General features: G+C 56.1%; 26 protein-coding genes. 6 read left to right on the forward strand and 20 right to left on the reverse strand.

The genetic code is table 11. The features are described from left to right. Positions 1–426: 426 nt before the first annotated feature. The 6 genes from RUMCAL_RS11945 to RUMCAL_RS11970 all read left to right on the forward strand — a co-directional run bounded on the left by RUMCAL_RS11945 (position 427) and on the right by RUMCAL_RS11970 (position 5,308). Positions 427–1,377: a hypothetical protein gene (locus RUMCAL_RS11945; RefSeq protein ID WP_021683187.1), complete on the forward strand. Its 951-nt coding sequence runs from the start codon at positions 427–429 to the stop codon at positions 1,375–1,377. Between the two features lie 64 nt (positions 1,378–1,441). Next, the gene (xylA, locus tag RUMCAL_RS11950; protein WP_040648148.1) at positions 1,442–2,764 is read left to right on the forward strand and encodes a xylose isomerase; all 1,323 of its coding nucleotides are present in this window, start codon (positions 1,442–1,444) and stop codon (positions 2,762–2,764) included. 104 nt (positions 2,765–2,868) lie between these two features. Further along, a complete protein-coding gene (locus RUMCAL_RS11955) occupies positions 2,869–3,411 on the forward strand; it encodes a prolyl-tRNA synthetase associated domain-containing protein (RefSeq protein WP_021683189.1) in 543 nt (180 codons plus the stop codon). Positions 3,412–3,416: 5 nt separating this feature from the next. Next, positions 3,417–3,914 (forward strand): Cys-tRNA(Pro) deacylase, encoded by a 498-nt coding sequence (gene ybaK, locus RUMCAL_RS11960; protein WP_021683190.1) that lies wholly within the window; start codon positions 3,417–3,419, stop codon positions 3,912–3,914. Then, on the forward strand, positions 3,911–4,246 hold the full coding sequence (locus tag RUMCAL_RS11965) for a hypothetical protein (RefSeq protein ID WP_021683191.1): 336 nt from the start codon (positions 3,911–3,913) through the stop codon (positions 4,244–4,246). The genes ybaK and RUMCAL_RS11965 overlap by 4 nt, the downstream gene beginning before the upstream one ends. A 15-nt stretch (positions 4,247–4,261) precedes the next feature. Beyond that, a complete protein-coding gene (locus tag RUMCAL_RS11970; RefSeq protein WP_021683192.1) occupies positions 4,262–5,308 on the forward strand; it encodes a DMT family transporter in 1,047 nt (348 codons plus the stop codon). Here the strand turns inward: RUMCAL_RS11970 and RUMCAL_RS11975 are convergent. From RUMCAL_RS11975 to RUMCAL_RS15640, 20 genes are all read right to left on the reverse strand, one after another. Continuing rightward, positions 5,291–6,793, reverse strand: coding sequence for an oligosaccharide flippase family protein (locus tag RUMCAL_RS11975; RefSeq protein WP_021683193.1), 1,503 nt, complete (start codon positions 6,791–6,793; stop codon positions 5,291–5,293). The genes RUMCAL_RS11970 and RUMCAL_RS11975 overlap by 18 nt on opposite strands. A gap of 168 nt (positions 6,794–6,961) precedes the next feature. Then, positions 6,962–8,812, reverse strand: coding sequence for a DNA helicase RecQ (gene recQ, locus RUMCAL_RS11980; RefSeq protein WP_021683195.1), 1,851 nt, complete (start codon positions 8,810–8,812; stop codon positions 6,962–6,964). Further along, complete coding sequence (recN, locus tag RUMCAL_RS11985) at positions 8,809–10,512, reverse strand: DNA repair protein RecN (protein WP_021683196.1); 1,704 nt, start codon at positions 10,510–10,512, stop codon at positions 8,809–8,811. Before recN ends, recQ begins: the two co-directional genes overlap by 4 nt. Then, positions 10,512–10,958 carry an arginine repressor gene (locus RUMCAL_RS11990; protein ID WP_021683197.1) on the reverse strand — a complete coding sequence of 149 codons (447 nt, stop codon included), beginning with the start codon at positions 10,956–10,958 and terminating at the stop codon, positions 10,512–10,514. Before RUMCAL_RS11990 ends, recN begins: the two co-directional genes overlap by 1 nt. A gap of 7 nt (positions 10,959–10,965) precedes the next feature. After that, complete coding sequence (locus RUMCAL_RS11995; RefSeq protein ID WP_021683198.1) at positions 10,966–11,838, reverse strand: NAD(+)/NADH kinase; 873 nt, start codon at positions 11,836–11,838, stop codon at positions 10,966–10,968. Then, complete coding sequence (locus RUMCAL_RS12000) at positions 11,835–12,641, reverse strand: TlyA family RNA methyltransferase (protein WP_021683199.1); 807 nt, start codon at positions 12,639–12,641, stop codon at positions 11,835–11,837. The genes RUMCAL_RS11995 and RUMCAL_RS12000 overlap by 4 nt, the downstream gene beginning before the upstream one ends. Next, entirely contained in the window at positions 12,628–14,607 is a 1,980-nt protein-coding gene (dxs, locus tag RUMCAL_RS12005) for a 1-deoxy-D-xylulose-5-phosphate synthase (RefSeq protein WP_021683200.1), read from the reverse strand. The genes RUMCAL_RS12000 and dxs overlap by 14 nt, the downstream gene beginning before the upstream one ends. Then, on the reverse strand, positions 14,597–15,493 hold the full coding sequence (locus tag RUMCAL_RS12010; protein ID WP_021683201.1) for a polyprenyl synthetase family protein: 897 nt from the start codon (positions 15,491–15,493) through the stop codon (positions 14,597–14,599). Before RUMCAL_RS12010 ends, dxs begins: the two co-directional genes overlap by 11 nt. Then, positions 15,474–15,686 (reverse strand): exodeoxyribonuclease VII small subunit, encoded by a 213-nt coding sequence (gene xseB, locus RUMCAL_RS12015; protein ID WP_021683202.1) that lies wholly within the window; start codon positions 15,684–15,686, stop codon positions 15,474–15,476. Before xseB ends, RUMCAL_RS12010 begins: the two co-directional genes overlap by 20 nt. Before the next feature lie 49 nt (positions 15,687–15,735). Further along, positions 15,736–16,917, reverse strand: a complete 1,182-nt coding sequence (gene xseA, locus RUMCAL_RS12020; RefSeq protein ID WP_207636462.1) for an exodeoxyribonuclease VII large subunit — start codon at positions 16,915–16,917, stop codon at positions 15,736–15,738. Beyond that, positions 16,905–17,861, reverse strand: a complete 957-nt coding sequence (locus RUMCAL_RS12025; RefSeq protein WP_021683204.1) for a Kae1-like domain-containing protein — start codon at positions 17,859–17,861, stop codon at positions 16,905–16,907. Before RUMCAL_RS12025 ends, xseA begins: the two co-directional genes overlap by 13 nt. Then, positions 17,839–18,285, reverse strand: a complete 447-nt coding sequence (gene nusB / locus RUMCAL_RS12030; protein ID WP_040648155.1) for a transcription antitermination factor NusB — start codon at positions 18,283–18,285, stop codon at positions 17,839–17,841. Before nusB ends, RUMCAL_RS12025 begins: the two co-directional genes overlap by 23 nt. 253 nt (positions 18,286–18,538) lie before the next feature. After that, positions 18,539–19,207 carry a SpoIIIAH-like family protein gene (locus RUMCAL_RS12035; protein ID WP_021683206.1) on the reverse strand — a complete coding sequence of 223 codons (669 nt, stop codon included), beginning with the start codon at positions 19,205–19,207 and terminating at the stop codon, positions 18,539–18,541. A 224-nt stretch (positions 19,208–19,431) separates the two neighbouring features. Further along, positions 19,432–19,977: a stage III sporulation protein AG gene (locus tag RUMCAL_RS12040; RefSeq protein WP_021683207.1), complete on the reverse strand. Its 546-nt coding sequence runs from the start codon at positions 19,975–19,977 to the stop codon at positions 19,432–19,434. Beyond that, positions 19,958–20,419, reverse strand: a complete 462-nt coding sequence (locus RUMCAL_RS12045) for a stage III sporulation protein AF (protein WP_021683208.1) — start codon at positions 20,417–20,419, stop codon at positions 19,958–19,960. The genes RUMCAL_RS12040 and RUMCAL_RS12045 overlap by 20 nt, the downstream gene beginning before the upstream one ends. A 3-nt stretch (positions 20,420–20,422) precedes the next feature. Beyond that, positions 20,423–21,565, reverse strand: a complete 1,143-nt coding sequence (locus RUMCAL_RS12050) for a stage III sporulation protein AE (protein WP_021683209.1) — start codon at positions 21,563–21,565, stop codon at positions 20,423–20,425. Next, positions 21,562–21,954 (reverse strand): SpoIIIAC/SpoIIIAD family protein, encoded by a 393-nt coding sequence (locus RUMCAL_RS12055; protein ID WP_021683210.1) that lies wholly within the window; start codon positions 21,952–21,954, stop codon positions 21,562–21,564. The genes RUMCAL_RS12050 and RUMCAL_RS12055 overlap by 4 nt, the downstream gene beginning before the upstream one ends. Beyond that, positions 21,951–22,145 carry a stage III sporulation protein AC gene (gene spoIIIAC / locus RUMCAL_RS12060; RefSeq protein WP_040648151.1) on the reverse strand — a complete coding sequence of 65 codons (195 nt, stop codon included), beginning with the start codon at positions 22,143–22,145 and terminating at the stop codon, positions 21,951–21,953. Before spoIIIAC ends, RUMCAL_RS12055 begins: the two co-directional genes overlap by 4 nt. Positions 22,146–22,159: 14 nt before the next feature. Next, on the reverse strand, positions 22,160–22,663 hold the full coding sequence (locus RUMCAL_RS12065; protein WP_021683212.1) for a stage III sporulation protein AB: 504 nt from the start codon (positions 22,661–22,663) through the stop codon (positions 22,160–22,162). Then, positions 22,660–23,547 (reverse strand): ATPase, T2SS/T4P/T4SS family, encoded by an 888-nt coding sequence (locus RUMCAL_RS15640; RefSeq protein ID WP_021683213.1) that lies wholly within the window; start codon positions 23,545–23,547, stop codon positions 22,660–22,662. The genes RUMCAL_RS12065 and RUMCAL_RS15640 overlap by 4 nt, the downstream gene beginning before the upstream one ends. Between the last annotated feature and the right edge of the window lie 212 nt (positions 23,548–23,759).

A 23,759-nucleotide genomic window follows, 5' to 3' on the forward strand; every position in this document is an offset into this window, starting at 1 on the left:
GCCGTCAGGCGGGCTTTATTCAGTGTTTCCTTAAAGTAATTGTACCATAAATTTGCCAGACTTGCAAGCTGGTTTCCACTTTTTTATATTGATAAATTGTAAAAGTGAAAGATTCTTTGGGCAATGCCGCGTAAATCCGGCAGGCAGTACTGTATTTGCAAAAGTGCAGTCAAAAAATGCAGAAAATGGAAAATGACAGGGGATTTCTCTGAAACCGGTAGGATTATATACGATTGTTGTAATTTTTTTTGCAATAGTACTTGCCACAACGCAAAAAAAATGCTATAATAGGATTGCAAAGCACGCGTGAAACAAAGCAGAAGAATTCCCTTTTCCTTGTTGCCGTGTGCAGAACATTTCTGCCGGAATCACTTCGGGCAAAGAAAGGAAAACGTCTGCCGCCTGAGGGCAGGCGAGTGAATATACATGCGTGCAACTACTGCTTCTGCGGAAACGACTTCTGCCGGTTCGATCTGGCGGAAACGCTTCCTTTCCCTGATCAGCGTCGGGTATCTGGCTCTGATGTGCTGGTTTTCTTATCTGGCGATCTTTTACGAATTTTCCGTCACCAACTCCGTGTTGTTTTGTCTGACCCTCTGTGTGGTATCTTTTGCGGCACTCAGTGCCATGCTGTACAGCCGGTTTCAGATCCTGACACGCCTGACGGGGATCCTGCTGCTGCCGGCGATATTGCCCCAGATTTTGCTTTGTTTCGGGCAATGGGAACTGATCCTGCCAATTGCAGTGACTTCCCTGATCATCTTTTTCCTGTCCGGTGCAGGGGAAACTGCCAAGACCGTATTCGGTGTCATATACCTGTTGCTGTATATTCTGGGGTCACTGGCATTTTTCATGCTCATGTCTTTTTTCACGCCGAGTACACAGCAGACTGTGCTGGAAAACGGCACTTCTCCCTCCGGAGCATACCGGTATGAGATCATTCAGACAGACGACAGCTCCGGCGGCAATGTGGCAGTACACGTAGAGCCAAATGATCGGGACATTCACCTGCCGTTCCTGACATTTATCTCCAACGGCTATGACCGTACCGTCTATGAAGAACGCCCCGTTCCCTCTGAAGTCGGCAGTGCAGAGTGGACGACAGCTTCCCGTGCAGACATCACTGCACAGCTGCTGGAGATCTCCAATGATGTAACACTGGATCTGACCAAGGCACAGAAGTCCGCGGTCGGTATTCCGGCAGATACGGAAACCGTCTATCTGAAAGACCTGACCGATGCACAGCTGGAGCAGCTGGGTGTGCCGGCAGAAAATGACGTTCTGACGTTCTCCGGAAAGGTCTGCTTCCGGTCTTATATTGCCGTGCTGGAGGATTATTTCGCAAAGGACAACCGCGAAATTTCATTATTCAATTAAGTTGCGCAAAGCGGAATCCGCTTTCCATATACCACACCTTATTATTAATCAGGAGGAACTACTGATGAGTGAATTTTTCAACAACATTCCGAAGATTGCTTATGAAGGCAAGGATTCCAAGAATCCGCTGGCATTCAAGTTTTATAATCCGGACGAGGTTATCGCCGGCAAGACCATGCGGGAACAGCTGAAGTTCGCACTGTCCTGGTGGCACACTATGGGCGGCGACGGCACAGATATGTTCGGCTGCGGCACCACCAACAAGACATGGGGCTGTGATGATGTCACTGCACGTGCAAAGGCAAAGGTAGAAGCTGCTTTCGAGATCATGGACAAGCTGAGCATTGACTACTACTGCTTCCACGACAGAGATCTCTCTCCGGAATACGGCAGTCTGGGCGAAACCAACGAAAAGCTGAGAGCCATCGTTGACCTGTGCAAGGAAAAGCAGGACGCTACCGGCAAGAAGCTGCTGTGGGGCACCGCAAAGTGCTTCGATCACCCGCGTTATATGCACGGTGCAGGCACTTCTCCCAGTGCGGACGTTTTCGCATATGCTGCTGCACAGATCAAGAGTGCCATTGATGCCACTGTAAAGCTGGGCGGTCAGGGCTATGTATTCTGGGGCGGCCGTGAGGGCTATGAAACCCTGCTGAACACCAACATGGGTCTGGAACTGGACAACATGGCTCGCCTGATGCATCTGGCTGTAGACTATGCAAGAAGCATTGGCTTCACCGGCGACTTCTATGTAGAACCGAAGCCGAAGGAACCCACCAAGCACCAGTACGACTTCGACTCTGCAACCGTTATCGGCTTCTTACAGAAGTACGGTCTGGACAAGGACTTCAAGCTGAACATTGAAGCAAACCACGCAACACTGGCACAGCACACCTTCCAGCACGAACTGCGTGTGGCAAGAACCAACGGCATGTTCGGTTCCATCGATGCCAATCAGGGCGACCCGCTGCTGGGCTGGGATACCGACCAGTTCCCGACCAACGTCTATGATGCAGCACTGTGCATGTACGAAGTACTGAAGGCAGGCGGCTTCACCAACGGCGGTCTGAACTTCGACGCCAAGGCAAGACGCGGCTCCTTCGAACTGGAGGACATCTTCCACAGCTACATTGCAGGTATGGATACCTTTGCACTGGGTCTGCGTATCGCGGACAAGCTGATCACCGACGGCAGAATCGACAAGTTCGTAGAAGATCGCTATGCAAGCTGGAATACCGGCATCGGTGCAGACATCATCTCCGGCAAGGCAACCATGGCAGATCTGGAAAAATACGCTCTGGAAAAGGGCGAAGTGACCGCTTCTCTGACCAGCGGCCGTCAGGAAATGCTGGAAGCAATCATGAACGAGATCATGTTCAGCCTGTAATTCCACAAATATATCGAGGCAGCATCGCTGCTGAAACGAAACAAAAGCACATTGACGGCATCAGGCATAGTCAATGTGCTTTTTTGACAGGAGGGTAATTCTGAATGGAAATCCAAAACGGCAGACCCGCAGACGAAAGCGGCAGACTGCCAAAAGAGATCGCCGTATACAACTTACTGGAACGGCTCGACATTCCCTTTGCACGGGCTGACCATGCGGCAGCCTTTACCATGGAAGCCTGCGAAAGTATTTCTGCGGCACTGCAAACGCCTGTCTGCAAGAATTTGTTTCTCTGCAACCGGCAGAAAACGAACTTCTATCTGCTGCTCATGCCCGCCGACAAGCCGTTTCGCACCAAGGAGATCACCAGCCAGCTGGGCTGTGCCAGACTTTCCTTTGCATCAGAAGATGCCATGGAACAGCTGCTGCAACTGACTCCCGGCTCTGCCACGATCTTCGGGCTGATGCATGACACCGAAAACCGCGTTCAGCTTCTCGTAGACCGCGACCTGCTGGGAGAAGCCACTTTCGGCTGTCACCCCTGCATAAATACTTCTACGATCCGCATGCAGACCAGCGACGTCTTTGACAAGCTGACAACCGCCCTGCATCACCCCTACACCATCGTAACACTCAAAGGAGAATAACGGTTATGGCAAAAGAAAAAGTCATCAAAACCAATGCGATCCGCATGCTGGACAAGGCGAAAGTTCCCTATGTACACCGCAGCTGGGAACAGGCAACCGGACAGCACACCGGCGTAGAACTGGCGGCGGCACTGGGACAGAATCCGGAACAGGTATTCAAAACGCTGGTCACCGTGGCAAAGTCCGGCGAACACTACGTTTTTCTGGTGCCGGTGGCGGAAGAACTGGACTTGAAAAAGGCGGCTGCCGCAGTGGGAGAAAAGGCAATCTCCATGTGCAAATCCAAGGATTTGCTTGCCCTGACCGGATACATTCACGGCGGCTGTTCCCCTATCGGCATGAAAAAACTGTTCCGCACTACCATTCATGAGTCCGCACAGAATTTTCCCACGATCTTGTGCAGTGCCGGCAAGATCGGACACCAGCTGGAACTGTCACTGGACAGTTTGCAGCAGGTCGTGCCCTTTCAGCTGGCGGACATCATCGCGGAGAAAGCACAATGAGATACTGCTGTACCGTGTTCCAGCGGGTGGGAACCTGCTATCACGAATTCCGGAAGGGCAGCTTCCGGCAAGGCTCCAGCCACTGGAGTTCCGATTCTCTTTTGCTGCACGACAACATTCTACAGCGTTCCGGTTTCGGAAAAATCTTGCAGGAAACACTGCCCGCGTATAATCAGTACGGCATCACCGTTGTCAACTGGACACAGTGGCAGTGTATCTTACAGCATGCCCTGGCACAGGGCGGCGGTGCGGAGCTGGTCGCACTGGAAGTGAATGAATGGGCAGAGGATACGTTTCGGGATCACGCGGTGTTTACAATTTTGGGGATTTGAAAGGGGAAACCGATCATGCAACACAAAAAGACCACAGCCATTCTGCTTGCCGTTCTGGCGGCGGCATTTTACGCGGTAAACGTTCCGGTTTCGAAGCTGCTGCTGAAGGAGATCAGCCCTACATTTCTGGCATCACTGCTGTATTTCGGTGCCGGCATCGGCATCGGACTGCTGTACTGCATCAACCCCAAAAGCCACCGCGGCGAGAAAAAACTGACACGCAAAGACCTGCCCTATACCCTCGGCATGATCTTGCTGGATATTGCCGCACCGATTCTGCTGATGCTGGGGCTGAAAAGTGCATCTTCCGCCAATGCTTCTCTGCTGGGAAACTTTGAAATCGCTGCCACTACGCTGATCGCCCTGCTGCTCTTTCGGGAAAAAGTTTCCAAGCGGCTGTGGGCTGCCATTCTGCTTATCACCCTGTCCAGCGGCATTTTGTCTTTCGAGGATATGTCCAGCCTGCACTTTTCCAGAGGCTCCCTGCTGGTGCTGGCGGCGGCAGCCTGCTGGGGACTGGAGAACAACTGCACCCGCAATATTTCCGACAAAAGTACTTTCGAGATTGTCTTTCTCAAGGGCATCTTTTCCGGACTGGGTTCGTTTCTCATTGCTCTGTGCATCGGCGAGCCGTTCCCCGGACTGCACGCTGCTGCTGCGGCACTGCTTCTGGGATTTGTTGCCTACGGGCTGAGCATTTTCTGCTACGTCCGTTCCCAGAACACCCTCGGAGCCGCCAAGACCAGTGCCTACTATGCCATCGCCCCCTTTATCGGCACGGCCCTTTCCTGCATCATCTGGCACGATGCCCTGACAGTGCAGTATTTTCTGGCACTGGCGGTAATGCTGCTGGGTTCCGTTCTGGTGGTTCTGGACACGCTGCAAACGGAACACACCCATTCCCACACCCACACGTTCACACACACCCACGACGGCGTGACACACACCCACACCATTACCCACAGCCACCCGCACCTTCACGGCATGCACGGGGAAAGTCGCCAGCACCGCCACACCATGCACACGCTGCTGCGTTCACACAACTCATTGCAGCACCGGTAACACCTGTTCGTCTTTTTCCCGCAGCAGCCAGAACACCAGCCCGTACAGCCCCAGAGCGATTCCCAGAAACAGCATGATTCCCTGCGGCGTTTCCCGCAAAGTCGGGCAGAACCATTCCGGCAGAGAAGCTGCCGTAAACGAAAATCCCGCGGCAAACACCGGCTTTCCGATAAGCTTTCCGAATCGGAACCGGAGGTTTGCCGTTTTTACTGCCATACGCAGACGATTGCAGTTTCCGAACACGTTGCTGGTATAGTACGATGCCACGATGCCGTAAAATCCGAACAGCGGAATGCAGACCAGCACCACACAGATGCGGATCACGTACTCCGCCAGATAATTCAGGGAAGAAAAATTCTGCCTGCCCATGCCTTTAATCAGTGCTTCCAGCACGATTTCCAGATAGATAAACGGCACCACCGGTGCCAGAATCCGAATCATCTTCCCCGACAGTTCTCCGCCGTCCATGCACCGCCCGATCACGCCGCCGAATTTCAGCAGGACTGCACTGATCAGCACCGCAAAAATCAGTGTCAGTGCGATCACCTGTTCTGTCAGCCGACAGACACGTTCCCGATTGCCAGCGGCATTGGCACGGGCGACTTCCGGAATCAGGATTCCGGACAGGGCACAGAGAATGGTGGACGGAAAAAACAGCACCGGAATCACAATGCCCTCAAAAGTGCCGAACTGCCGGAGGGCATTGCTGGCACTGTCCCCGAACTGCCGCAGTGTCACGGGAATCAGGGCATCATTGGCTGTGCTAAGTCCGGCAGTCAGACAGCCGCCCACTGCCACAGGAACTGCCAGCCGGATATACCGCCACAGGGACAGGCTGCACGTTCCGCCGCAGGGTTCCCGCTTCTGAAAGTACAGCACTGTCAGTGTGACCGCCGTAAACAGTGTGCCACACGCCATGCTGCACACCAGATCCGTGCAGACCTGTTCCGGTCTGGTGTCCCCACGCCACAGGAGCAGTCCGGTGAGGATTCCCGCACGGAGCAGAAATTCCGCCACATCGCAGGCGGCTGTCACTGTCACGCGGCACACTGCATTGAAATAGCCTTTCAGGCAGGCACTCAGACTGCCCAGCGGCAGAAGCAGTGCCATGAGCCGCACCGCATGTGCCATGGAATCGCTCTGCAAAAACTGCTGACTTAGAGGTTGGGCAAATATGCAGACTCCTGCTGTCACCGGCAGGGACAGCATCATGCAAAAGCTGATACCATGCCGCAGGACACGTGCCGGACAGCCGCAGGGCTTTCCCAGTTCCTCGGACACAAAACGGCTGGCACAGAGCATAGCATTTCCGCCGGCGACCATTGCGGCAAGGTTGAAAAAAGAACCTGCCAGTGCCAGCGTTCCCACCGTTGCCGCCCCCACACGCCGCGTCATCCACGCGTTGAACCACAACGCCAGACACTCCAGAAAAAATTGTATCACGGTCATCTGAATGGTATCCCGAATTACACTGCGTTTTCGCATCTGTATGCCTCCTTCAAGGCAACACCGCACAAAGCATGTGCGTAAGATGCCCTAAGGAAACATATGCACCGGACAAAAAGAACATGCCCCGCACGGATTGGTTTCCCGTGCGGGGCATGCGTTTTTTTATTTGTACGCTAGAATCAATGCTTACACAAATCTGCTCACTCACTGCTGTACCCCAGCCAGAAACTGCTGCAACTCCTCCAGAAACATTTTCCCGTACTTCTGTGCCTTGATGACACCCACACCGGAAACCTGCCGCATCTCGCTGAGGTTCTGGGGCTTTTTCCGGCACATGTCCCGCAGCGTGGCATCGGAAAAGATGAAATACGGCGGTATTCCCTCGTGCTTTGCCTGTGCCGCCCGCAGCTGCCGCAGCTTCTGAAACAGGTCGTTGTCCGCCGCGGACAGCGTAGGATCTTTTGTTCCCACCGGAGCTGCCAGCTTCTCCCGCACCACCGGCACACGCCGCATGACCGTTTTCTGGTCGCGAATGATCTCCACCGAGCCGGCAGTCAGCACCAATTCCTGATACTCCTGAAACTGCCGCAGTGCCAGATCTTCCCGCTGGATCAGTTCATCGATCAGCTGCATCACTTCCCGCCGCGACAGCTTTTCGATAATGCCGTAGGTGGAAAGCTGATCCAGCCGCATGCGGAGAAGCGATTCCTTTTTGCTGCCCATCAGCACATCGGCAGTCATAGTGCGGCTCAGGTGATAGCCGCCTTTCTGGGCACGATACACGCAGGAGATGATCTTTTTCGCCGCCGTGGTGGCATCTTCTTCCCGATAATTGGTCAGACAGCAGGAACAATTCCCGCAGCTGTCCGGTGAATGGTCGCCGAAATATTGCAGCATGCGGTGCCGCAGACAGGTGGTAGAGGTGGCATAGAACGTCATCTGTTTCAGCCGTTCCTTGCCCTGCTCCAGCAGGAACTGCCGTGTTTCCTCGTCCTCCACCTCTGTGGTTTCCCGACTGCGTTGCAGCAGGAAATCGTTGGTACGGACATCTTTTCCGCTGTACAGCAGAATGCACTGTGCCGGCGAGCCATCCCGTCCGGCACGACCTGCCTCCTGATAGTAGCTCTCCAGATCCATGGGCATGTTATAGTGAATGACAAACGACACGTTGGACTTGTCAATACCCATGCCGAACGCGTTAGTCGCCACCATGATCGGCTGGCGGTCATACAGGAAATCGTCCTGATTCTGTGCCCGTTCCGTGTCGGACAGACCTGCGTGATACCGCGTGGCTGGAAAGCCGTTTTCCCGCAGAGCATCACAGACTTCCTCCACCGCTTTTCGGGTGGAGCAGTACACAATGCCGCTTTTGCCGTCGTTTTCCCGCAGCAGCTGAAACAGTTCCCGCGTCTTATTATTGGGACGGCGTACCCCGAAAAACAGGTTTTTCCGGTCGAATCCGGTATGTATGATTTCCGGCTCCTGCAATTTCAGAATCCGTGCAATATCCGCCTCTACCTGCTTTGTTGCCGTAGCGGTAAAGGCGGTACAGATCGGACGTGCCGGCAGCTGTTCCATAAACACCGGAATATCCAGATAACTCTGCCGGAAATCCTGTCCCCACTGGGACACGCAGTGTGCCTCATCAACGGCGATCATGCTCACCGGCACCTGCTGTGTCAGACGGAAAAAGCTGTCCGTCATCAGCCGTTCCGGTGCAACGTACAGAATCCGGCACTGCCCCTGCTGTACCATTTGCACCGTGTGATAGAATTCTTCCTGCGTAATGCTGCTGTTCACATACGCCGCAGGGATACCCACCTGCCGGAGAGCCTCCACCTGATCTTTCATCAGCGAGATCAGCGGAGAAATGACAATGGTCACCCCGCGGAGCAGCAGGGCAGAGATCTGATAGCAGACCGACTTGCCGGCTCCGGTAGGCATGACCGCCAGCACGTCCCGTCCGGACAAGATCGCATCGATTGCCTGCTTCTGTCCGGTGCGGAATGACGCATGCCCAAAATATTGCTGTAACAGCTTTTCCGGCTGGTTCATGTTTCCTGACCGTCCTCTCCCTCTGCCAGCAGATCTTTCTGCCAGCGTTTCAATTCTTCCCGTGCAGTTTCCAGCAGCAGCACGCTGGGATTTTCACCGCCCATGATGCGGGCGATCTCATGGACACGTCCCTCCGGTTCCAGTACCATGACATGGGTTTCCGTCCGCGTGCCCTCGGTCTGCTTCTCGATCATGAGGTGCTGATCTGCCATTACGGCGATCTGGGACAGATGCGTCACACAGAGCACCTGCCGCAGCTGTCCCACTTCCCGCAGCTTCATGCCGATTTTCTGGGCAGCCTTGCCGCTGACACCGGTGTCGATCTCGTCGAAGATCAGCGTGGGAATGCTGTCCCGATCGGCAATGACACACTTCAGAGCCAGCATGATGCGGGACAGTTCACCGCCGGAAGCGATTCTCGCCAGCGGACGGGGTTCTTCCCCGCGGTTGGCAGAAATCAGAAATTCCAGACTGTCCATGCCGTGAATGGTCAGCTTGCCGGTGGTATGTTTCCCCACCAGGATCACGTTGGGCATATTCAGAAATGCCAGCTGTTCCGTCACGGCAGTGATAAAGCGTTCCAGCGTCTGTGCACGGTATTCCGACAGAGCCTTCGCCTGTGCGGAAACCGTTTCCAGCAGTTGTGCCTTCTGCTCCCGCAGGGCAGCGATCTCTGCTGTGTCGCCCTGCATCTGTGCCAGTTCTTCCTCTGCACGGTCACGGCGTTCCACCAGTTCGTCACCGGTACACTGGTACTCCCGACTTAGCCGCCGGATCTCCAGCATACGCTTCTGCACCATCGCATACCGCTGGGGGTCTAAGTCCATGCCGTCCCGTAGACTGCGGCACTCCGAAGCAATGTCTGCCAGTTCAATGCCTGCCGCCGCCAGCCGTTCTCCCAGCACGGCAAACTCCGCCCGCATGTCGGAAAACGGCGACAGTTCTTCTGCCGCCGCCTCTGTCAGCAGTACTGCGGAACCGTCGGCATCTTCGCCGTCGATTGCCTCCGCTGCCGCCTGCAACGCCGCGGCAATGCTCTCGGCGTGCTGCAGCAGGTTCAGTTCTTCTTCCAGTGCCTCTTCTTCGCCCTGTTCCAGTCCCAGTTCGTCCACTTCTGCCACCAGTGCTTTCAGCTGCTGCCGGCGGTGTGCCTTGTCCTGTTCCTGTTTTGCCAGATGATTCAGCCGCTTCGCCGTCTGCTGTAACTGCCGGAATGTGTCCTGATACTGGTGCAGCAATGTGTCATCTCCGCCGAAAGCGTCCAGAATCTGCAAGTGGCACTCCGGTGCCAGCAGCACCTGATTGTCGTGCTGCCCGTGAATGTTGATGAGAGCGTCCCCGATCTCCCGCAGCACCGAAACTGTTGTGGTATGTCCGTTCACCCGTGCTGCACTGCCGCCGTCTGCGGCGATCTCTCTGGTGAGCAGCAATTCATCGTCGGTGTGGGAAATGGAAAGTGCGTCCAGTCTGGCACAGACCAGCGGATCCAGATGCGTGAAAAGTGCCGTCACCACTGCCTTTTTGCAGCCTGTCCGCACAATGTCCCGCGTGACACGCTGTCCCAGAACCGCATGGATCCCGTGCAGCAGAATCGATTTTCCGGCACCGGTTTCACCGGTAAACACATTCAGATGCGGTGAAAAGGGAATCCGTGCATGGGCGATCACCGCCAGATTCTCGATCTCCAGTTCAGCTAGCATTAAAACCCTCCTGTTTCCATCAGCTTTGCGAAGCTGCCGGCAAATTCTTTTGCCTGTATTTCTGTCCGCAGCAATACAAAAATGGTATCATCTCCGGCAATGGTTCCCACCACATCTTCCCGATGCATGGCATCTAACGCCGCCGCCACTGCCTGTGCCGTGCCGGTACGGCAGTGGATCACTGCCACATTTCCGGCAAAGTCGGTACGCAGGGCAGCGTTCTGCAAAATGCCGCCGTTGACTTCCTGCCGCACCGGTGCCGTATAGCATGCCCTGCCGCTGCCACGCCGTTCCTTGGTCAGCTTCAGTTCCCGAATATCTCTGGAAAGCGTTGCCTGCGTCACCGCAAACCCGTGTTCCTCCATGCGTTCCCGCAGCACTTCCTGCGTGGGAATCTCCTCTGCTGCAATGAGCGAAAGAATGGTATCCTGCCGCTTTTTCTTCATGTGTTCCTCACGTCCTTCCCGCTTTCAAAGACTGCATCAGCTTCCGGCTCAGCGAATCAAAAAAGGTATTGCCGCTAAGGTCCAGAATTTCCAGCGTCTGGTCAGAACCGGAAATTTCCATGACTCGTCCCTCCGGAAACGGCTCCGGTTTTTCGCCGTCTGCACAGAAATAGGCATCATATTCCTCCCGCACCCGCAGGCTCACCTGCAAATCGTTGTGGGGAGAAAACAGGATCGGTCTGGCAGAAAGCGAATGGGGACAGATCAGGTTCATCTCAATGCAGGAAAATTCCGGTTCGATAATGGGACCTCCGGCGGAGAGGGCGTAGGCAGTCGAACCGGTAGGCGTGCTGAAGATCACGCCGTCTGCCCGATATTCGCCCAACACCACGTTGTTGCGGGAAACGGTAAACTCAATGACACGGGAAAAGTTGCGGGAGATCACGATGTCATTCAACGCCGTCAGTTCCCGCAGGCAGGTGCCGGTCTTGTCCAGCACCTTGCCATGCAGCAGCATGCGTTTGGAAACCCGATAGTCCCCCGTTTGCAGCCGTGCAATTTCACCGATCTGATCCGGCTCCATAGATGCCAGAAAGCCCAGCCGTCCGGTGTTGATGCCCAGAAGCTTTGCCTTTGTGCCCACCACGTGACGGGCACAGTGCAGAATGGTACCGTCCCCGCCGATCGCCACTGCCACGTCTGCGTCCTGCACTGCTTCCAGAAACGGAGCGTAACAGATAAAGGACATATCCCCCAGCAGTCCCAGACAGCGGGGATCTGCCCAGACTTCCATGCCGTTCCGGTACAGTGCCAGACAGACCTTTCGGGCAACTTCCGGTGCGTTGCCTTTTTGCAGATGATGAAATAACACGACTTTCATTTCGTCTTCTCCTTTTTTGCCTGTGCGAATGCCTGCTGTACCACTGCGGCAATTTCCGGCAGATACGCCGCTTCGCCGCCTTTTTGTACAACGGCGAGATACTCAATATTGCCGGAGCCGCCCTGAATGGGCGAAGGGCACAGCAGCTGTACAGTCAGCCCCTGTGCGGAAAACAGCTGCAAGATGTTGTTCAGCACCTGCATGTGCACGCGGGAGGACTGCACCAGTCCGTTTTTCCCGATGTTTTCCCGTCCCGCTTCAAACTGGGGCTTGATGAGCACCACGCCCTGTGCCCCTGTCCGCAGCAGCGGCAGCACGTAGGGCAGTACATGGTGCAGCGAGATGAAAGACACGTCCGCCGAGAAGAAATCCGCCGGCTGTTCCAGCTGTTCCGGTGCAATGCTGCGAACGTCTGTTCCCTCCCAATTTATCACGCGGGGATCCTCCCGTAGGGACTGCACCAGCTGTCCGTGTCCCACGTCAATGGCGTACACCTTTGCAGCTCCGTGCTGGAGCATGCAGTCGGTAAAACCGCCGGTAGATGCTCCGATGTCCAGACAGACCATTCCCTCCAGAGAGAGCCGCATCTGCTGTACCGCATGTTCCAGTTTCAGACCGCCCCGTCCCACAAAGGGGATGTCACTGCCCTCCATGGCGATCCGGTCGGTTTCCGAAACGGCAAACGCCGGCTTGGTACAGACCTTGCCGTTCACAGAGATCTGCCCGTTCTGAATCAGCGTTTTGGCACGCTGGCGGCTGGGCACCATACCCTGCTGTACCATTACCGCATCAAGCCTTGCCATGTTTTGCCTCCTGCTGCATATCCTGATAAATGGCATGCTCCGACAGCCCCATAGTTTCCATTTGAGAATCCGTAGAAGCCTGCGGCAGATATGCCTTGGGTGCTACCCGCCGGTAAGTGCCGCGGAAGCCGCGTTCCAGCAGCAGATCTCCCAGCAGCTGGGAAATTCCGCCGTAATAGTATGCCTCCTCCAGAAATACCACATGGGCATAGGACATGGCAATTTCCACCACGCCCTCTGCCAGCGGGAAAATGCGTGTCAGCTTCAGCAGGTCACAGAACACGCCTTCCTCCGCCATGCGGCGGCTGGCACGGTACAGGTGATCGTACACCCTGCCGTAGGAAATATACAGGGTATCTGTTTTTCTGCCGGAAACGTGGGTGTATTCGGTATTCAGGGCAGTCTTGTCAAAGGAAACCTTTTCGCTGCCTCTGGGATACCGGATACATGCCAGCCCCTTATCCCGATAGAGTGCCCGCCGCAGACAGAGCCGCATCTCCTCGTAGCATGCCGGTGCATAAATTACCGTATTGGGCACCGTGCAGAGGAACGACACATCGTACAGTCCGTGGTGGGTTTCGCCGTCCTCGCCGACAACGCCGGCACGGTCGATCCCCAGCACCACATGCATGCCGCCAATGGCAACATCGTGCATCAGCTGGTCATAGGCTCTCTGCAAAAAGGAAGAATACACCGCAAATACCGGCAGTTCTCCCATAGAAGCCAGTGCCGCGGAAAACGTCACGGCGTGCTGTTCGGCAATGCCCACATCATAGTACCGGTTCGGGAACTCCCGTGCAAAATGGTGCAGTCCTGTGCCCCCGCCCATTGCTGCCGTTACGGCACAAATGCGGGGGTCGTGTTTCGCCAGCTGCACCAGTTCTTTGCCAAACATCTCCGAATAGGAATCCGCAGCGGAAACCTCCGGATTGCCGGTTTCAATGTCAAACTTGGAGATTCCGTGATACTCCGATGGCTTTGCCTCTGCCGGTGCGTAGCCCTTGCCCTTGACGGTATGTACATGAATAAACACCGGACGGTGATATTCCTTTGCCGCCAGCAGCACTTCTTCCAGTTCCACCAGATTGTGGCCGTCCACCGGTCCCAGATAGACGAAGCCGAAATCCTCGAAGATCGTTGCCGACTGCAACAATACGTCCCGTACAACGCTCTTGGAATTCTTGATGACTTTCGCCACAGACGGACCGATCACCGCGGTGCGGTTCAGGCGGCGTTCCACCGCCTTTTTGGTGCGGACGTATCCTTCACTGCTCCGCATGGAGGACAGGTAGCGTGCCAGTGCCCCCACGTTTTTGGAAATGGACATCTCATTGTCATTGAGGATCACAATGAGATTATTCCTCGATTTTCCGGCATTGTTCAATCCTTCATAGGACAGCCCGCCGGTCATGGCTCCGTCCCCTACAACGGCAACGGCAAAATGCTCCTTGTCCCCGTGCAGCCGCATGCCCTCTGCAATGCCGCATGCCACGGAGATCGCAGTGCTGCTGTGCCCGCTGATGAAGCTGTCGTGTTCTGATTCGTTTGGCTTCGGGAAACCGGAGATGCCGTTTTCCTGCCGCAGGGTCGAAAATCGTTCCAGCCGTCCGGTCAAAATTTTATGGGTATAGCACTGATGCCCCACGTCCCAGACGAATTTATCTTCCGGCGAATCAAACACACGGTGCATCGCCACCGTCAGTTCCACCGACCCCAGATTGGAAGCGAGATGCCCGCCGGTTTTGGAAACAGTTTCTATGAGAAGACTTCGAATCTCCGCACAGAGTGCGGTACACTGTTCCGGCGAAAGTGCCTTCAGATCGTCCGGCGAGTGCAGACGCTCCAACAGGTGCTCCTCTGTTTCCGAAATTTTCATATATTCCATGGTTTTGTTTTCTGCGGCTCCTTTGCCGGCGGCACATTCCGCGGCAGTTCCGCAGGATTCACTCCTTCGATTATTTTTCACGGCACAGCAGTTCCCGTGTCAGATCCAGCAGGAATTCATGCTGCGGGAACTGGGACAGGATCTGTTCTGCCTCTGCCGTCAGTGCTGCTGCACGCGTCTTGGCAACTTCCAGCCCCAGCAGGGTGACAAACGTGGTCTTGCCCTCTGCGGCATCGCTGCCCACCGGCTTGCCCAGCACTTCGGAGGTACTGGTCACGTCCAGAATATCGTCCACGATCTGGAATGCCAGCCCCAGCTTTGCCCCATACTGATCTGCCAGTGCGACCTGTTCTTTCGGAGCAAATCCCGCTGCACAGCCCAGCCGGCATGCTCCGCGAATCAGGGCACCGGTCTTGGCGGCACACATGGCTTCCTGTTCTTCCAGTGTGACATCGCTGCGTTTCTCGTTTGCCATATCCATGATCTGACCGCCGACCATACCGGCTGCACCGGTTGCCGAAGTGAGGATTTGCAGCAGTTCCACTTTCATTTCCGGTTCCAGTATCGGATCACGCAGAATTACGGCAAATGCTTCTGTCAGCAGGGCATCGCCTGCCTGCAACGCCACAGCATGTCCGAATGCCTTATGACAGGACGGCTTGCCGCGGCGGTAATCGTCGTTGTCCATTTCCGGCAAGTCATCATGGATCAGGGAAAAGGTGTGCACCATTTCAATGGCACACGCCGCCGCCATTGCCTGCTCCTCCGAGCCGCCAAAAATCCGGCAGAATTCCAGCACCAGCACCGGACGGATCCGCTTGCCGCCAGCTTCCAGAGAATACCGCATGGCTTCCACCACCTGTGCCTGCCTTCGGGTTTCCGGTGTCACCTGCACATATTCCAACAGTTTTGCATCTACCTTTGCCGCCAGTTCTTCCAGATACGCCTTATGCTTCGCTTCCATCATGAACCTCCTGTTCCTGTGCCGGCACCGTCTGTTTGGAAATTTGCAGCTTTGCTGTCTGCAATTCTTCCTGACAGGATACCGCCAGTTCCATGCCCTTGTGATACAGCTGCACCGCTTCTTCCAGCGGCAGGTTGCCCTGTTCCAGCTTCTGTGTCAGTTCCCGCAATTCCTTCATGTGTGTTTCAAATGCCATACATCTGCTCTCCTTCCCCAAAAACACGTAGTGTTATCTTATCTTTCTGTTATTGTACCTTTGCCGTGATCTCACCCTCTGCCAGCTGCACCCGCAGCACATCGCCGGACTGCACCTGTGCGGCACTGCGTACCAGTTCTTCGCCGTGGTACGCCAGTGCATAGCCACGCCCCAGAATCTTCATGGGGCTGAGCACGTCCAGACGGTTGGTCTGCTGCACCAGCTGTTCCTGACATTGCTGCCAGATCTGCCGGATACCCGCTTCCAACCGCTTCTGCAAATGGCAGAGCTCCTGCTGTGCCAGTTCCTGCCGGTGTGCCGGTGACTGTAATTTCAGCCGGTCTTGCAGCCGTTCCAGTTCCTGTGCTTTCTGCCGGAACTGCTGCTGCATGGCGTTTTCCAGCCGGCGGGAGCAGTCCTGTACCTGCTGCAGCATCTGCCGCACATCAGGGACTGCCAGTTCTGCCGCTGCCGACGGAGTCGGTGCCCGCAGGTCTGCCGCCGCATCTGCCAGTGTCCAGTCGGTTTCATGCCCCACGGCAGAAACCACCGGCACGGTACAGTTATAAATCGCCATGACCACCTGCTCCGTATTGAACGCCTCCAGCGTTTCCGAAGCACCACCGCCCCGTCCGACGATGAGGACATCGCAGCTGTCCCGTTCCGCCGCCGCAATGGCACGGCAGACAGAAGCTGCCGCCGCATCACCCTGCACCTGTGCCGGATAGACCAGCAGGTGTCCGATCGGATACCGCCTGCCGATAACGTTTTTCACGTCCTGTAGGGCGGCTCCGGTATCGGAGGTAATGACACCGATTTTTTGGGGCATTGCCGGCAGCGGTCGCTTTGATGCCGCATCGAACACGCCCATTGCCGTCAGCTTTTTCTTGAGTTGTTCCAGTGCCAGAGCCTTTCCGCCGGTGCCGTCCGGCTGGAGATCTGTCACATAGATCTGAAAGGCACCGTCCCGTTCATAGAGGGCAGCGGAGGCGGCGGCAATGACGTTCATGCCTTCCTGCGGCAGAAATTTCAGCCGCTGGGCATGGCTCCGGAACATCACTGCCTTAACGCAGCTTTCCGCGTCACGCAGCGTGAAATACAGGTGTCCGGAACGATAGTGATTGGTGAAATTGGTGATCTCTCCCCGCACCAGAACGCTTTGCAGGGCACGGTCCTCTTTCAGCTTGAACCCCACATAGCGGTTCAGCTGGGTCACGCTTAAAATTGCCACAGTTTTCCTCCTTGCTTCCGCCATGCACCATAGACTGCCACACCTGCGGCATTGTCACAGGCGAACTCCGGTGCAGCAAACCAGCATTCCGCATTCGCCGCCAGCAGCGGACGAATCAGCTGGTTCGACATCACGCCGCCGGCATAGAGCACCGGCAGCTTGCCGTGCCGTTCCTGTGCCGCCTTTGTCATAGCGATCACAGTTTCCGCCACAGTCATCAGACAGAAACGGGCAATATCTGCCGGCGGTTCACCCTGCTCCAGCTTTTTCCGGCACTGGTTTTCCAGTCCGGACAGGCAGCAGTCTACGCCCCGTATCACCGGTTTGATTCGGAACGGTTTCCGGCTTTGCCGGGCAAGCTGTTCCAGTGCCTTGCCGCAGGGAAACTGCAATCCCAGCATCAGCCCCACCCGATCGATCGCCTGTCCGGCTTTCAGATCCAGAGAGGTACCGCAGGGGGTGATCTTCAAGGCAGCCTGTTCGTCCGGTTCGCAGTACAGGGAATCTGTCGTGCCGCCGCTGACATGGAACGCCAGAAACGGTTTTTCACAGGCTCCCAGCCTGCCGGCAGAATACAGTGCCGCCAGCACATGCCCCACCTGATGTGAGGTTTCATACAGGGGTACGCCGGTAACTGCGGCAACGGCACGGGCTGTGCCTACGCCGGTGAGAAAACAGGGCATATAAGAGCCGTCCACATTGCGGGGACGGGTGGAAACGCTGACACCGCAGACCGGATTTTCCGCCAGAAACGGACGGAGCCGTTCCAGCAGTTCCGGCAGCTGGCGGGTGTGATGAAATACCGCATCACTCTGCCGCAGTCCGGCTTCTCCGGCTTTCACCGGCAGCAGCTGTTTTTCCTGATGTACCTCGCCGGTTTCCAAGTCCAGCAGTGCCGCGGACGTGGTATAGTTGCTGGTATCAATCCCCAGAATTTGTGCCATCGGCAGTTTCCTCCTTTACCGCCGGCTTCGAACGGGCATAGGCACCCAGTACGCCGTTGATAAAGGCGGTATCTTCTGCATAGGCATACGCCTGCGACAGGTGCACGGCTTCGCTGATGACTACGTTCACCGGTGTCTGGGGGAGATTTTTCAGTTCGTACAGTGCCAGCCGCAGAATCGAACGGTTCACCGCCGGCACACGGTTCAGGCTCCGCTGTTTGCTGTATTCGGAAATGATGTTGTCCAGTTCCTCTGTCTGGGACATCACGCCGGAAACGTACTGCTTCACCTTTTCCGGAACCGGCAGTTCCAGCATTTCCTCTGTGGAAGCGTACAGATCCTCAATGGTGGTCAGTTCCTCGGCTCTTACCATTGCCTCGTACAGCAGCAAAAATGCGTATTCTCTGGTTTCGTGTTTTGTCATAACTACCTCCATATTCATATTCTGACATTTTCTGAAATTCTTGTCCGCCTGCAACGCTTTCTGCACTTTTGCAAAAAAGAAAGCTGCTGTAGACATTTTACAGCAGCTTTCCCCATGTATTGCTTTTGTTTCCTTTGGTATCTCTATAGAATTCCATAGAATCGAAAGAAACCGCATTTGGTATGCTGCCCGTTCCATGCCAGTCCGAACAAGTTCTTTCTTCTATTATACCAAAAAACAACGCCAGATACAACTATTTTACCTCAAAAATTCGAATATTTTCTGCCGGAACCGAAACTTCGCCCAAAATCACGTCTTTGATTGCTGCCGCCTGAGCTGCGTCCAGCCCCTCGGTCTGGACAACGACCTTGGCACTGTCCCCGTCCAGATAGACGATACAGTTGGAATAACCCTGTGCCTGAATCAGGGATTCGATCGTGCTTTCGCTTTCGATCAGCTTCGAAGTTTCCACAGCGGCAATGGCATCGGTCACCAGTTCGTCCTCTGTCCGATCTCCTGCCCCCAGCATGGACTGCAACGCCGCCACGCTTTCGTCACGGCTGGAAGTCCGTTCCAGTCTTGCCTGTGCAAAATAATTCTCCGCACTGCCGGCGGCGGCGTAGTCGGCTTCGACCTCTGCGGCAGTTTCTTCAGCAGGGGCTTCCCCGTTGGTGGAATATGCCCCGTCTGCTGCGGATTCCTCTGTCGGTGTGCTGTCCTCTGCCGCCGGTTCGCTCTGTTCCGCTTCGGCGTTGACAAAGGCGGTGTCCCCGTAGGTCACGCTGTCCTTGGACTGCACCTGTGCCGTTTCCAGCTTGCCGTCGGACATGGCGTAGTTGACATAGACCGCAATGGCAAGCATCAGGGTCAGGCACGAGAGAATGATCTGTTTTTTTCCGATGATGAGAGATGGCTTTTTCATAATGTATTCCTTTCTGGTTTTGAGCGTGTTGCTTTGCGGAAACGCTACGGGAAACGCTGAATAAAGCTTGTGCGTAAGATGCGTAGTCAGATTTTTTGGCAGATTGTCAGAAATTCCGCAGGCAGACTGCCGTTATTATGGCAAGGGATTTCTGGGCAATATGACGGGAAAATCTGTACGCAGATTGCGTGCAAAGCCGTCAGGCGGGCTTTATGCAGTGTTTCCTATGCCGCCGGAACCACACAGATGCGGCTGGCGGCGAGATGCAGCACTGCCTGCACTGCCTTTGTCACACGCTCCTGTACCACTGCACTGGACGCTCCGCTGCACACCACGATCACGCCGCTGATCTCCGGTGCAACTACCTGCTGCACCAGAGGCTGCTGGCTGCCGCTGTCGGAAACGATCACGCATTTCTTCTGGATCTTGGTGCGGGATTCTCCCTGCTCCTGTTCCTGATCCTGTGCGTAGATCGTTTCGGAGGTGCCGTCTGCGGTGAGCATGACCTGACAGGTGCCCACCCCTTCGACCTGCTCCAGAATCGACACCAGCTGTTGTTCGGTCTGCCGGCAGTACTGCTCCATGGAGAGGTCGGAAGCGGTGGTTTCTGTCCGGCTGGTTTCCGTCCTGGAGGACGGTTTCGCTTTGTCCGGCAGGAATCCGGACAGCAGGATCAGCACCAGTCCTGCAATGCCCAGAAAGACCACCAGCCGGACACCGTTTTCCCCTTTCAGTTTCTGCCGCAGGAATTCAAGAAGCTGTTTCCACATGTATCTTCACCTCTTTTCCCAGACAGTCTGTCAGCAGCGGTTCTGCGGCAGCAGGATCCGTGCAGTACACTGTGACTTGTTCTATCTCTATGCAGTTGTCCCCGGAGATATACATCTCCGCTTCTGCCTGTGCATCGGCAATGCCGTGCTGCCGCAGCATTGCCTCCAGCGATTCTTCCAGATTCGCCGCCGCCTGTTTTTGGGTTGCCTGTGCGGCGGCGGCTTCCAGTTCCACCGCGGCGGTTTCTGTGTCCGGTTCCCAGTCCGGCTGAAAGGCTGCTGTCCCTTGGCTCAACGGCGTTAAAATTCCCAGCACAAACACTGCCGACAGCAGCAGCCGCAGCTGCCGGTCAAATCGGGCATTGGGTTTCAGGGCATCTAACACGCCGCTAAGAATGCTGATGACGCAGGTCACCAGCACCACTGCACGCATGGCTTCCATGGCTTATACCGCCCCCTTTCCAATGGTCATGGCAATGGCAGTGGAAACCACGAACATCACGCCAAAACAGACCAGCAGGGCAAAGGCGATCGCCAGAGCCTGCTGGGTGCCGCGGAGCAGCCGGAGCAGGCTCCTGGTGCCGAACAGTTCTGCGGCAGCGGCTCCGATCGCCACCACGCCCCGATACAACAGCAGCTGCACCAGCGGCGGCAGAAACAGCACGCACAGGGAAACCATTCCCACTACGCCGGTGGTACTCCGCAGCATTTGCAGGCTGCTCCGCACGGTGGTATAGGCATCAGAAACAGCACTGCCCACCACCGGCACAAAATTGGCAATGACATACTTGGTGGTTTTGGATGCCGCGGTGTCTACACTGCTCCCCAGCCAGTTCTGCATGGAGAGCACCCCCAGAAATACGGTCATCAGCAGTCCCAGAATCCACGTGGTGCACTTGCGGGAGAGCCGCAGCAAACCGCCTACCGACACCGACGGGCTGACGGCATCGACAATGGCAAGGGAAAATCCCATGGTGCACAGCGGCAGCAGCACACGGGTAATCAGCTGCATCACGCTGTCCGCCAGCAGAACCACGGCAGTCTGGTATGCCACGGCTCCGCTAAGCGTGCCGCTTGCCGCGAGAATTCCGGCAAACACCGGCACAAACAGCATCATGAATTCCGCCCCTTGGGTGAGAGCACTTTCCACAGCGGCAAAGCTGCGGCACAGCGGCTCGGTCAGTACGCCTACCGCCGCCAATGCACAGACAAACTCATAGACCTGTCCGGTGCCGCGGTGCCTGGCGTTGTCCTGTACGCTCTGCAATAACGCCGCAAATAAAATTACTGTCAGCAGCCCTCCCAGCATGGCAAACGGACGGCTGATACGTCCCGACAGATATGCGGAAAACACCTGCCAGATGCGGGAGAGGGTAAAGGATTCTCCTGCCCCGCCAACATCGGTAAAGGACAGCCCCAGCTGTTCCAGCACCGACTGTATGTCCCAGTCCAGCTGCTCCGTGAGTTCCGCAGAGCCGCTTTCCTCTGCCAGTGTTTCCGCAGGAGATTCCGCCGCCAGAACCGGACAGGAGCACCAAAGGCTGCACCCCAGCACCAGCAGCGGCAAGAGGACTTTCCACAATTTCATGACAACACCTCCGTCACAGTCCGCAGCAGCGTTTCCAGCAGAGGCAGGGACAGCAGCACCAGCGACAGCCTGCCCCAGAGTTCCACCGTCTTTGCCAGTGCCGACTCGCCGCAGTCCTGACACAGGTCGCCGGCGATACCGGTAATATAGCAAATGCCCAGTGCTTTCCACAGGATTTCCAGATATGCCGCCGGCAGACTGGTTTTTGCAAAGAGTTCCTGCATCTGGCTGACGATAGGCGTGAGGTACGCCGCCGCTGCAATGCCCACTGCCGCACAGGCTCCAAGGACACAAAACAGGGCGTGTTCCCGACAGTACTGTTTCAACAATGTGGAAAAGATCGCCGCCGTGATGCAGACTGCCGCCGCAGTTACGGTTTCATCGATCATAGCCCGAACACCGACTTCACCCGTTCGAACAAGGTGCCGATCTGGTCTACCAGCAGCATCAGCACCACCACCAATCCGGCAAGTGTTGTCATCATCGCCTGTTCCTCCCGTTCCGCCCGTTTCAGCACCAGATTCAGCACTGCCACAATAATGCCTGTACCGGCAATTTTAAAAATGAGATCGATCTCCATTGCCACATTCCCTTTCAACAAAGCAGTATCGCCGCCAGCAGTCCTCCCAGCAGCCCCAGACTGCAATACAGCCGCTGCCGCTGCACACATTTTTCTCCGGCTTCCGCCGCATAGGGCTCCAGCTGCATGCGATACTGTGCCAGCGTTGCCGCCTGTCCGTCCAAGTCGCTGGCTCCCAGTTCTTCCCCCAGCGGTAGCAGCAGTTTCTTTGCCGGTTCCGGCACTGCCTTGTCCTGCCGGATCCCTGCCGCCCACGCCTCCGCCAGCGGCAGCCCCTGTTCCATGCCGGAAAGCACTGTCACCGGAAACTGAAACGCTGCATAAGCGGTTTCCCGACAAAGCTGTTCCAGCAGTTCCTGCACCGTCAGACTGCGGAACGCGATCTGCACCGCGATTTCCCGCAGCATCTGACAGAGCCGTTCCAGATTGGTGCGTTCCTGCCGCAGCCGCATGGCATACAGGAATCCGATACCGCCGCCGCTGCAAACTACCAGCAGCAGTCCCAGCCACTTCATCATGCTGTCACCTGCCGCAGCGTCCGGACAACGCCCTGTTCCTGCACGGACAGAATCGCCGCATAGCGGAACACGCCCTGTTCCAGCAGCTGCCGCAGCACCGGACGGCGTTCCAAGTCCTCCCATGATGTCCCGTGGGCAGAGGCGATCACCGGCACGCCGCACCCATGTATCCCCAGAATGGCTTGTGCATCTGCCTCTGTGCCGATCTCGTCACAGACCAGCACCTCCGGTGTCATCACCCGCAGTGCCGTCAGAAGTCCCTCTGCACGGGGAAAACCGTCCAGCACATCGGTGTGCAGTCCCACATCATACTGGGGCACACCGTGGTGTACAGCGGCAATTTCGCTGCGTTCGTCCACCAGTGTCAGCCGGTGAGAAGCCCCCAGAAGTCGGCACAGATCCCGCAGCATGGTGGTCTTTCCGGAGCCGACTGCCCCGACCAGCAGCAGGCTGGCAGGCTGCCTGGCACAAGTCCGGCGGTACAGCGATTCGGCACAGCCGGTCACGGCGTGGGAAACGCGGAAATTCAGTCCGCTGATATGCCGCATCTGCACCAGTTTGCCTTCCTGATAGACTGCCGAGCCGGCAATGCCCACCCGATTGCCGCCGGCAATGGTGACGAAGCCCTCTGCGATCTCCTTTGCATAGCGGTAGACGGAGTATTCACACACCGCCTGAAACACCTGTTCCACGGCTTTCTGGGAGAGGACACTCTCCGGCTGCAATAGCTGTTCCCTGCCGTGAATCTGTATGCAGACGGGGCGTTCTGCCCGCAGCCGAATCTCCTGTACCTGTGCCAGTTCTGCCGCCGAAAGCTGCTGTATCCGGCTGCGGATCTGCGGCGGCAGACAGTGCAGCACAGCCTGTATTCCATTCTGTTCCATACGTCCTCCTGTCGGTCATGGGCTGTCCCTGTGTTTGTCCCATTCTATGCACGGCATCGGACGAGTATGCAAAAAACCTCCGTGCACCAATTCAGGTACACGGAGGTCATAAAATTATTCAAGCTTCCGGCTGTGTTTCGGGAAGTTTGCTGGGGGAAAACTTTCTGAGGAAAGTTTTTCCCCAGACCCCTTTTCAAAGACTTTTATTCCAT

Origin of the sequence: Ruminococcus callidus ATCC 27760, from assembly GCF_000468015.1 — a bacterium.
In the GTDB taxonomy this organism is placed as follows: domain Bacteria; phylum Bacillota; class Clostridia; order Oscillospirales; family Ruminococcaceae; genus Ruminococcus_C; species Ruminococcus_C callidus.

Coding starts and splice junctions, on each gene's coding strand:
- RUMCAL_RS12035 (WP_021683206.1), bottom strand. CDS start 19,207: ATGAAAAAGCCATCTCTCATCATCGGAAAAAAACAGATCATTCTCTCG.
- RUMCAL_RS11945 (WP_021683187.1), top strand. CDS start 427: ATGCGTGCAACTACTGCTTCTGCGGAAACGACTTCTGCCGGTTCGATC.
- RUMCAL_RS11970 (WP_021683192.1), top strand. CDS start 4,262: ATGCAACACAAAAAGACCACAGCCATTCTGCTTGCCGTTCTGGCGGCG.
- RUMCAL_RS11990 (WP_021683197.1), bottom strand. CDS start 10,958: ATGAAGAAAAAGCGGCAGGATACCATTCTTTCGCTCATTGCAGCAGAG.
- RUMCAL_RS12055 (WP_021683210.1), bottom strand. CDS start 21,954: ATGATCGATGAAACCGTAACTGCGGCGGCAGTCTGCATCACGGCGGCG.
- ybaK (WP_021683190.1), top strand. CDS start 3,417: ATGGCAAAAGAAAAAGTCATCAAAACCAATGCGATCCGCATGCTGGAC.
- RUMCAL_RS12010 (WP_021683201.1), bottom strand. CDS start 15,493: ATGATGGAAGCGAAGCATAAGGCGTATCTGGAAGAACTGGCGGCAAAG.
- recQ (WP_021683195.1), bottom strand. CDS start 8,812: ATGAACCAGCCGGAAAAGCTGTTACAGCAATATTTTGGGCATGCGTCA.
- nusB (WP_040648155.1), bottom strand. CDS start 18,285: ATGACAAAACACGAAACCAGAGAATACGCATTTTTGCTGCTGTACGAG.
- RUMCAL_RS11975 (WP_021683193.1), bottom strand. CDS start 6,793: ATGCGAAAACGCAGTGTAATTCGGGATACCATTCAGATGACCGTGATA.
- RUMCAL_RS12025 (WP_021683204.1), bottom strand. CDS start 17,861: ATGGCACAAATTCTGGGGATTGATACCAGCAACTATACCACGTCCGCG.
- RUMCAL_RS15640 (WP_021683213.1), bottom strand. CDS start 23,547: ATGGAACAGAATGGAATACAGGCTGTGCTGCACTGTCTGCCGCCGCAG.
- RUMCAL_RS12050 (WP_021683209.1), bottom strand. CDS start 21,565: ATGAAATTGTGGAAAGTCCTCTTGCCGCTGCTGGTGCTGGGGTGCAGC.
- RUMCAL_RS12000 (WP_021683199.1), bottom strand. CDS start 12,641: ATGGCAAGGCTTGATGCGGTAATGGTACAGCAGGGTATGGTGCCCAGC.
- RUMCAL_RS11955 (WP_021683189.1), top strand. CDS start 2,869: ATGGAAATCCAAAACGGCAGACCCGCAGACGAAAGCGGCAGACTGCCA.
- xseB (WP_021683202.1), bottom strand. CDS start 15,686: ATGGCATTTGAAACACACATGAAGGAATTGCGGGAACTGACACAGAAG.
- RUMCAL_RS11965 (WP_021683191.1), top strand. CDS start 3,911: ATGAGATACTGCTGTACCGTGTTCCAGCGGGTGGGAACCTGCTATCAC.
- spoIIIAC (WP_040648151.1), bottom strand. CDS start 22,145: ATGGAGATCGATCTCATTTTTAAAATTGCCGGTACAGGCATTATTGTG.
- RUMCAL_RS12065 (WP_021683212.1), bottom strand. CDS start 22,663: ATGATGAAGTGGCTGGGACTGCTGCTGGTAGTTTGCAGCGGCGGCGGT.
- RUMCAL_RS11995 (WP_021683198.1), bottom strand. CDS start 11,838: ATGAAAGTCGTGTTATTTCATCATCTGCAAAAAGGCAACGCACCGGAA.
- recN (WP_021683196.1), bottom strand. CDS start 10,512: ATGCTAGCTGAACTGGAGATCGAGAATCTGGCGGTGATCGCCCATGCA.
- RUMCAL_RS12045 (WP_021683208.1), bottom strand. CDS start 20,419: ATGGAAGCCATGCGTGCAGTGGTGCTGGTGACCTGCGTCATCAGCATT.
- RUMCAL_RS12040 (WP_021683207.1), bottom strand. CDS start 19,977: ATGTGGAAACAGCTTCTTGAATTCCTGCGGCAGAAACTGAAAGGGGAA.
- xylA (WP_040648148.1), top strand. CDS start 1,442: ATGAGTGAATTTTTCAACAACATTCCGAAGATTGCTTATGAAGGCAAG.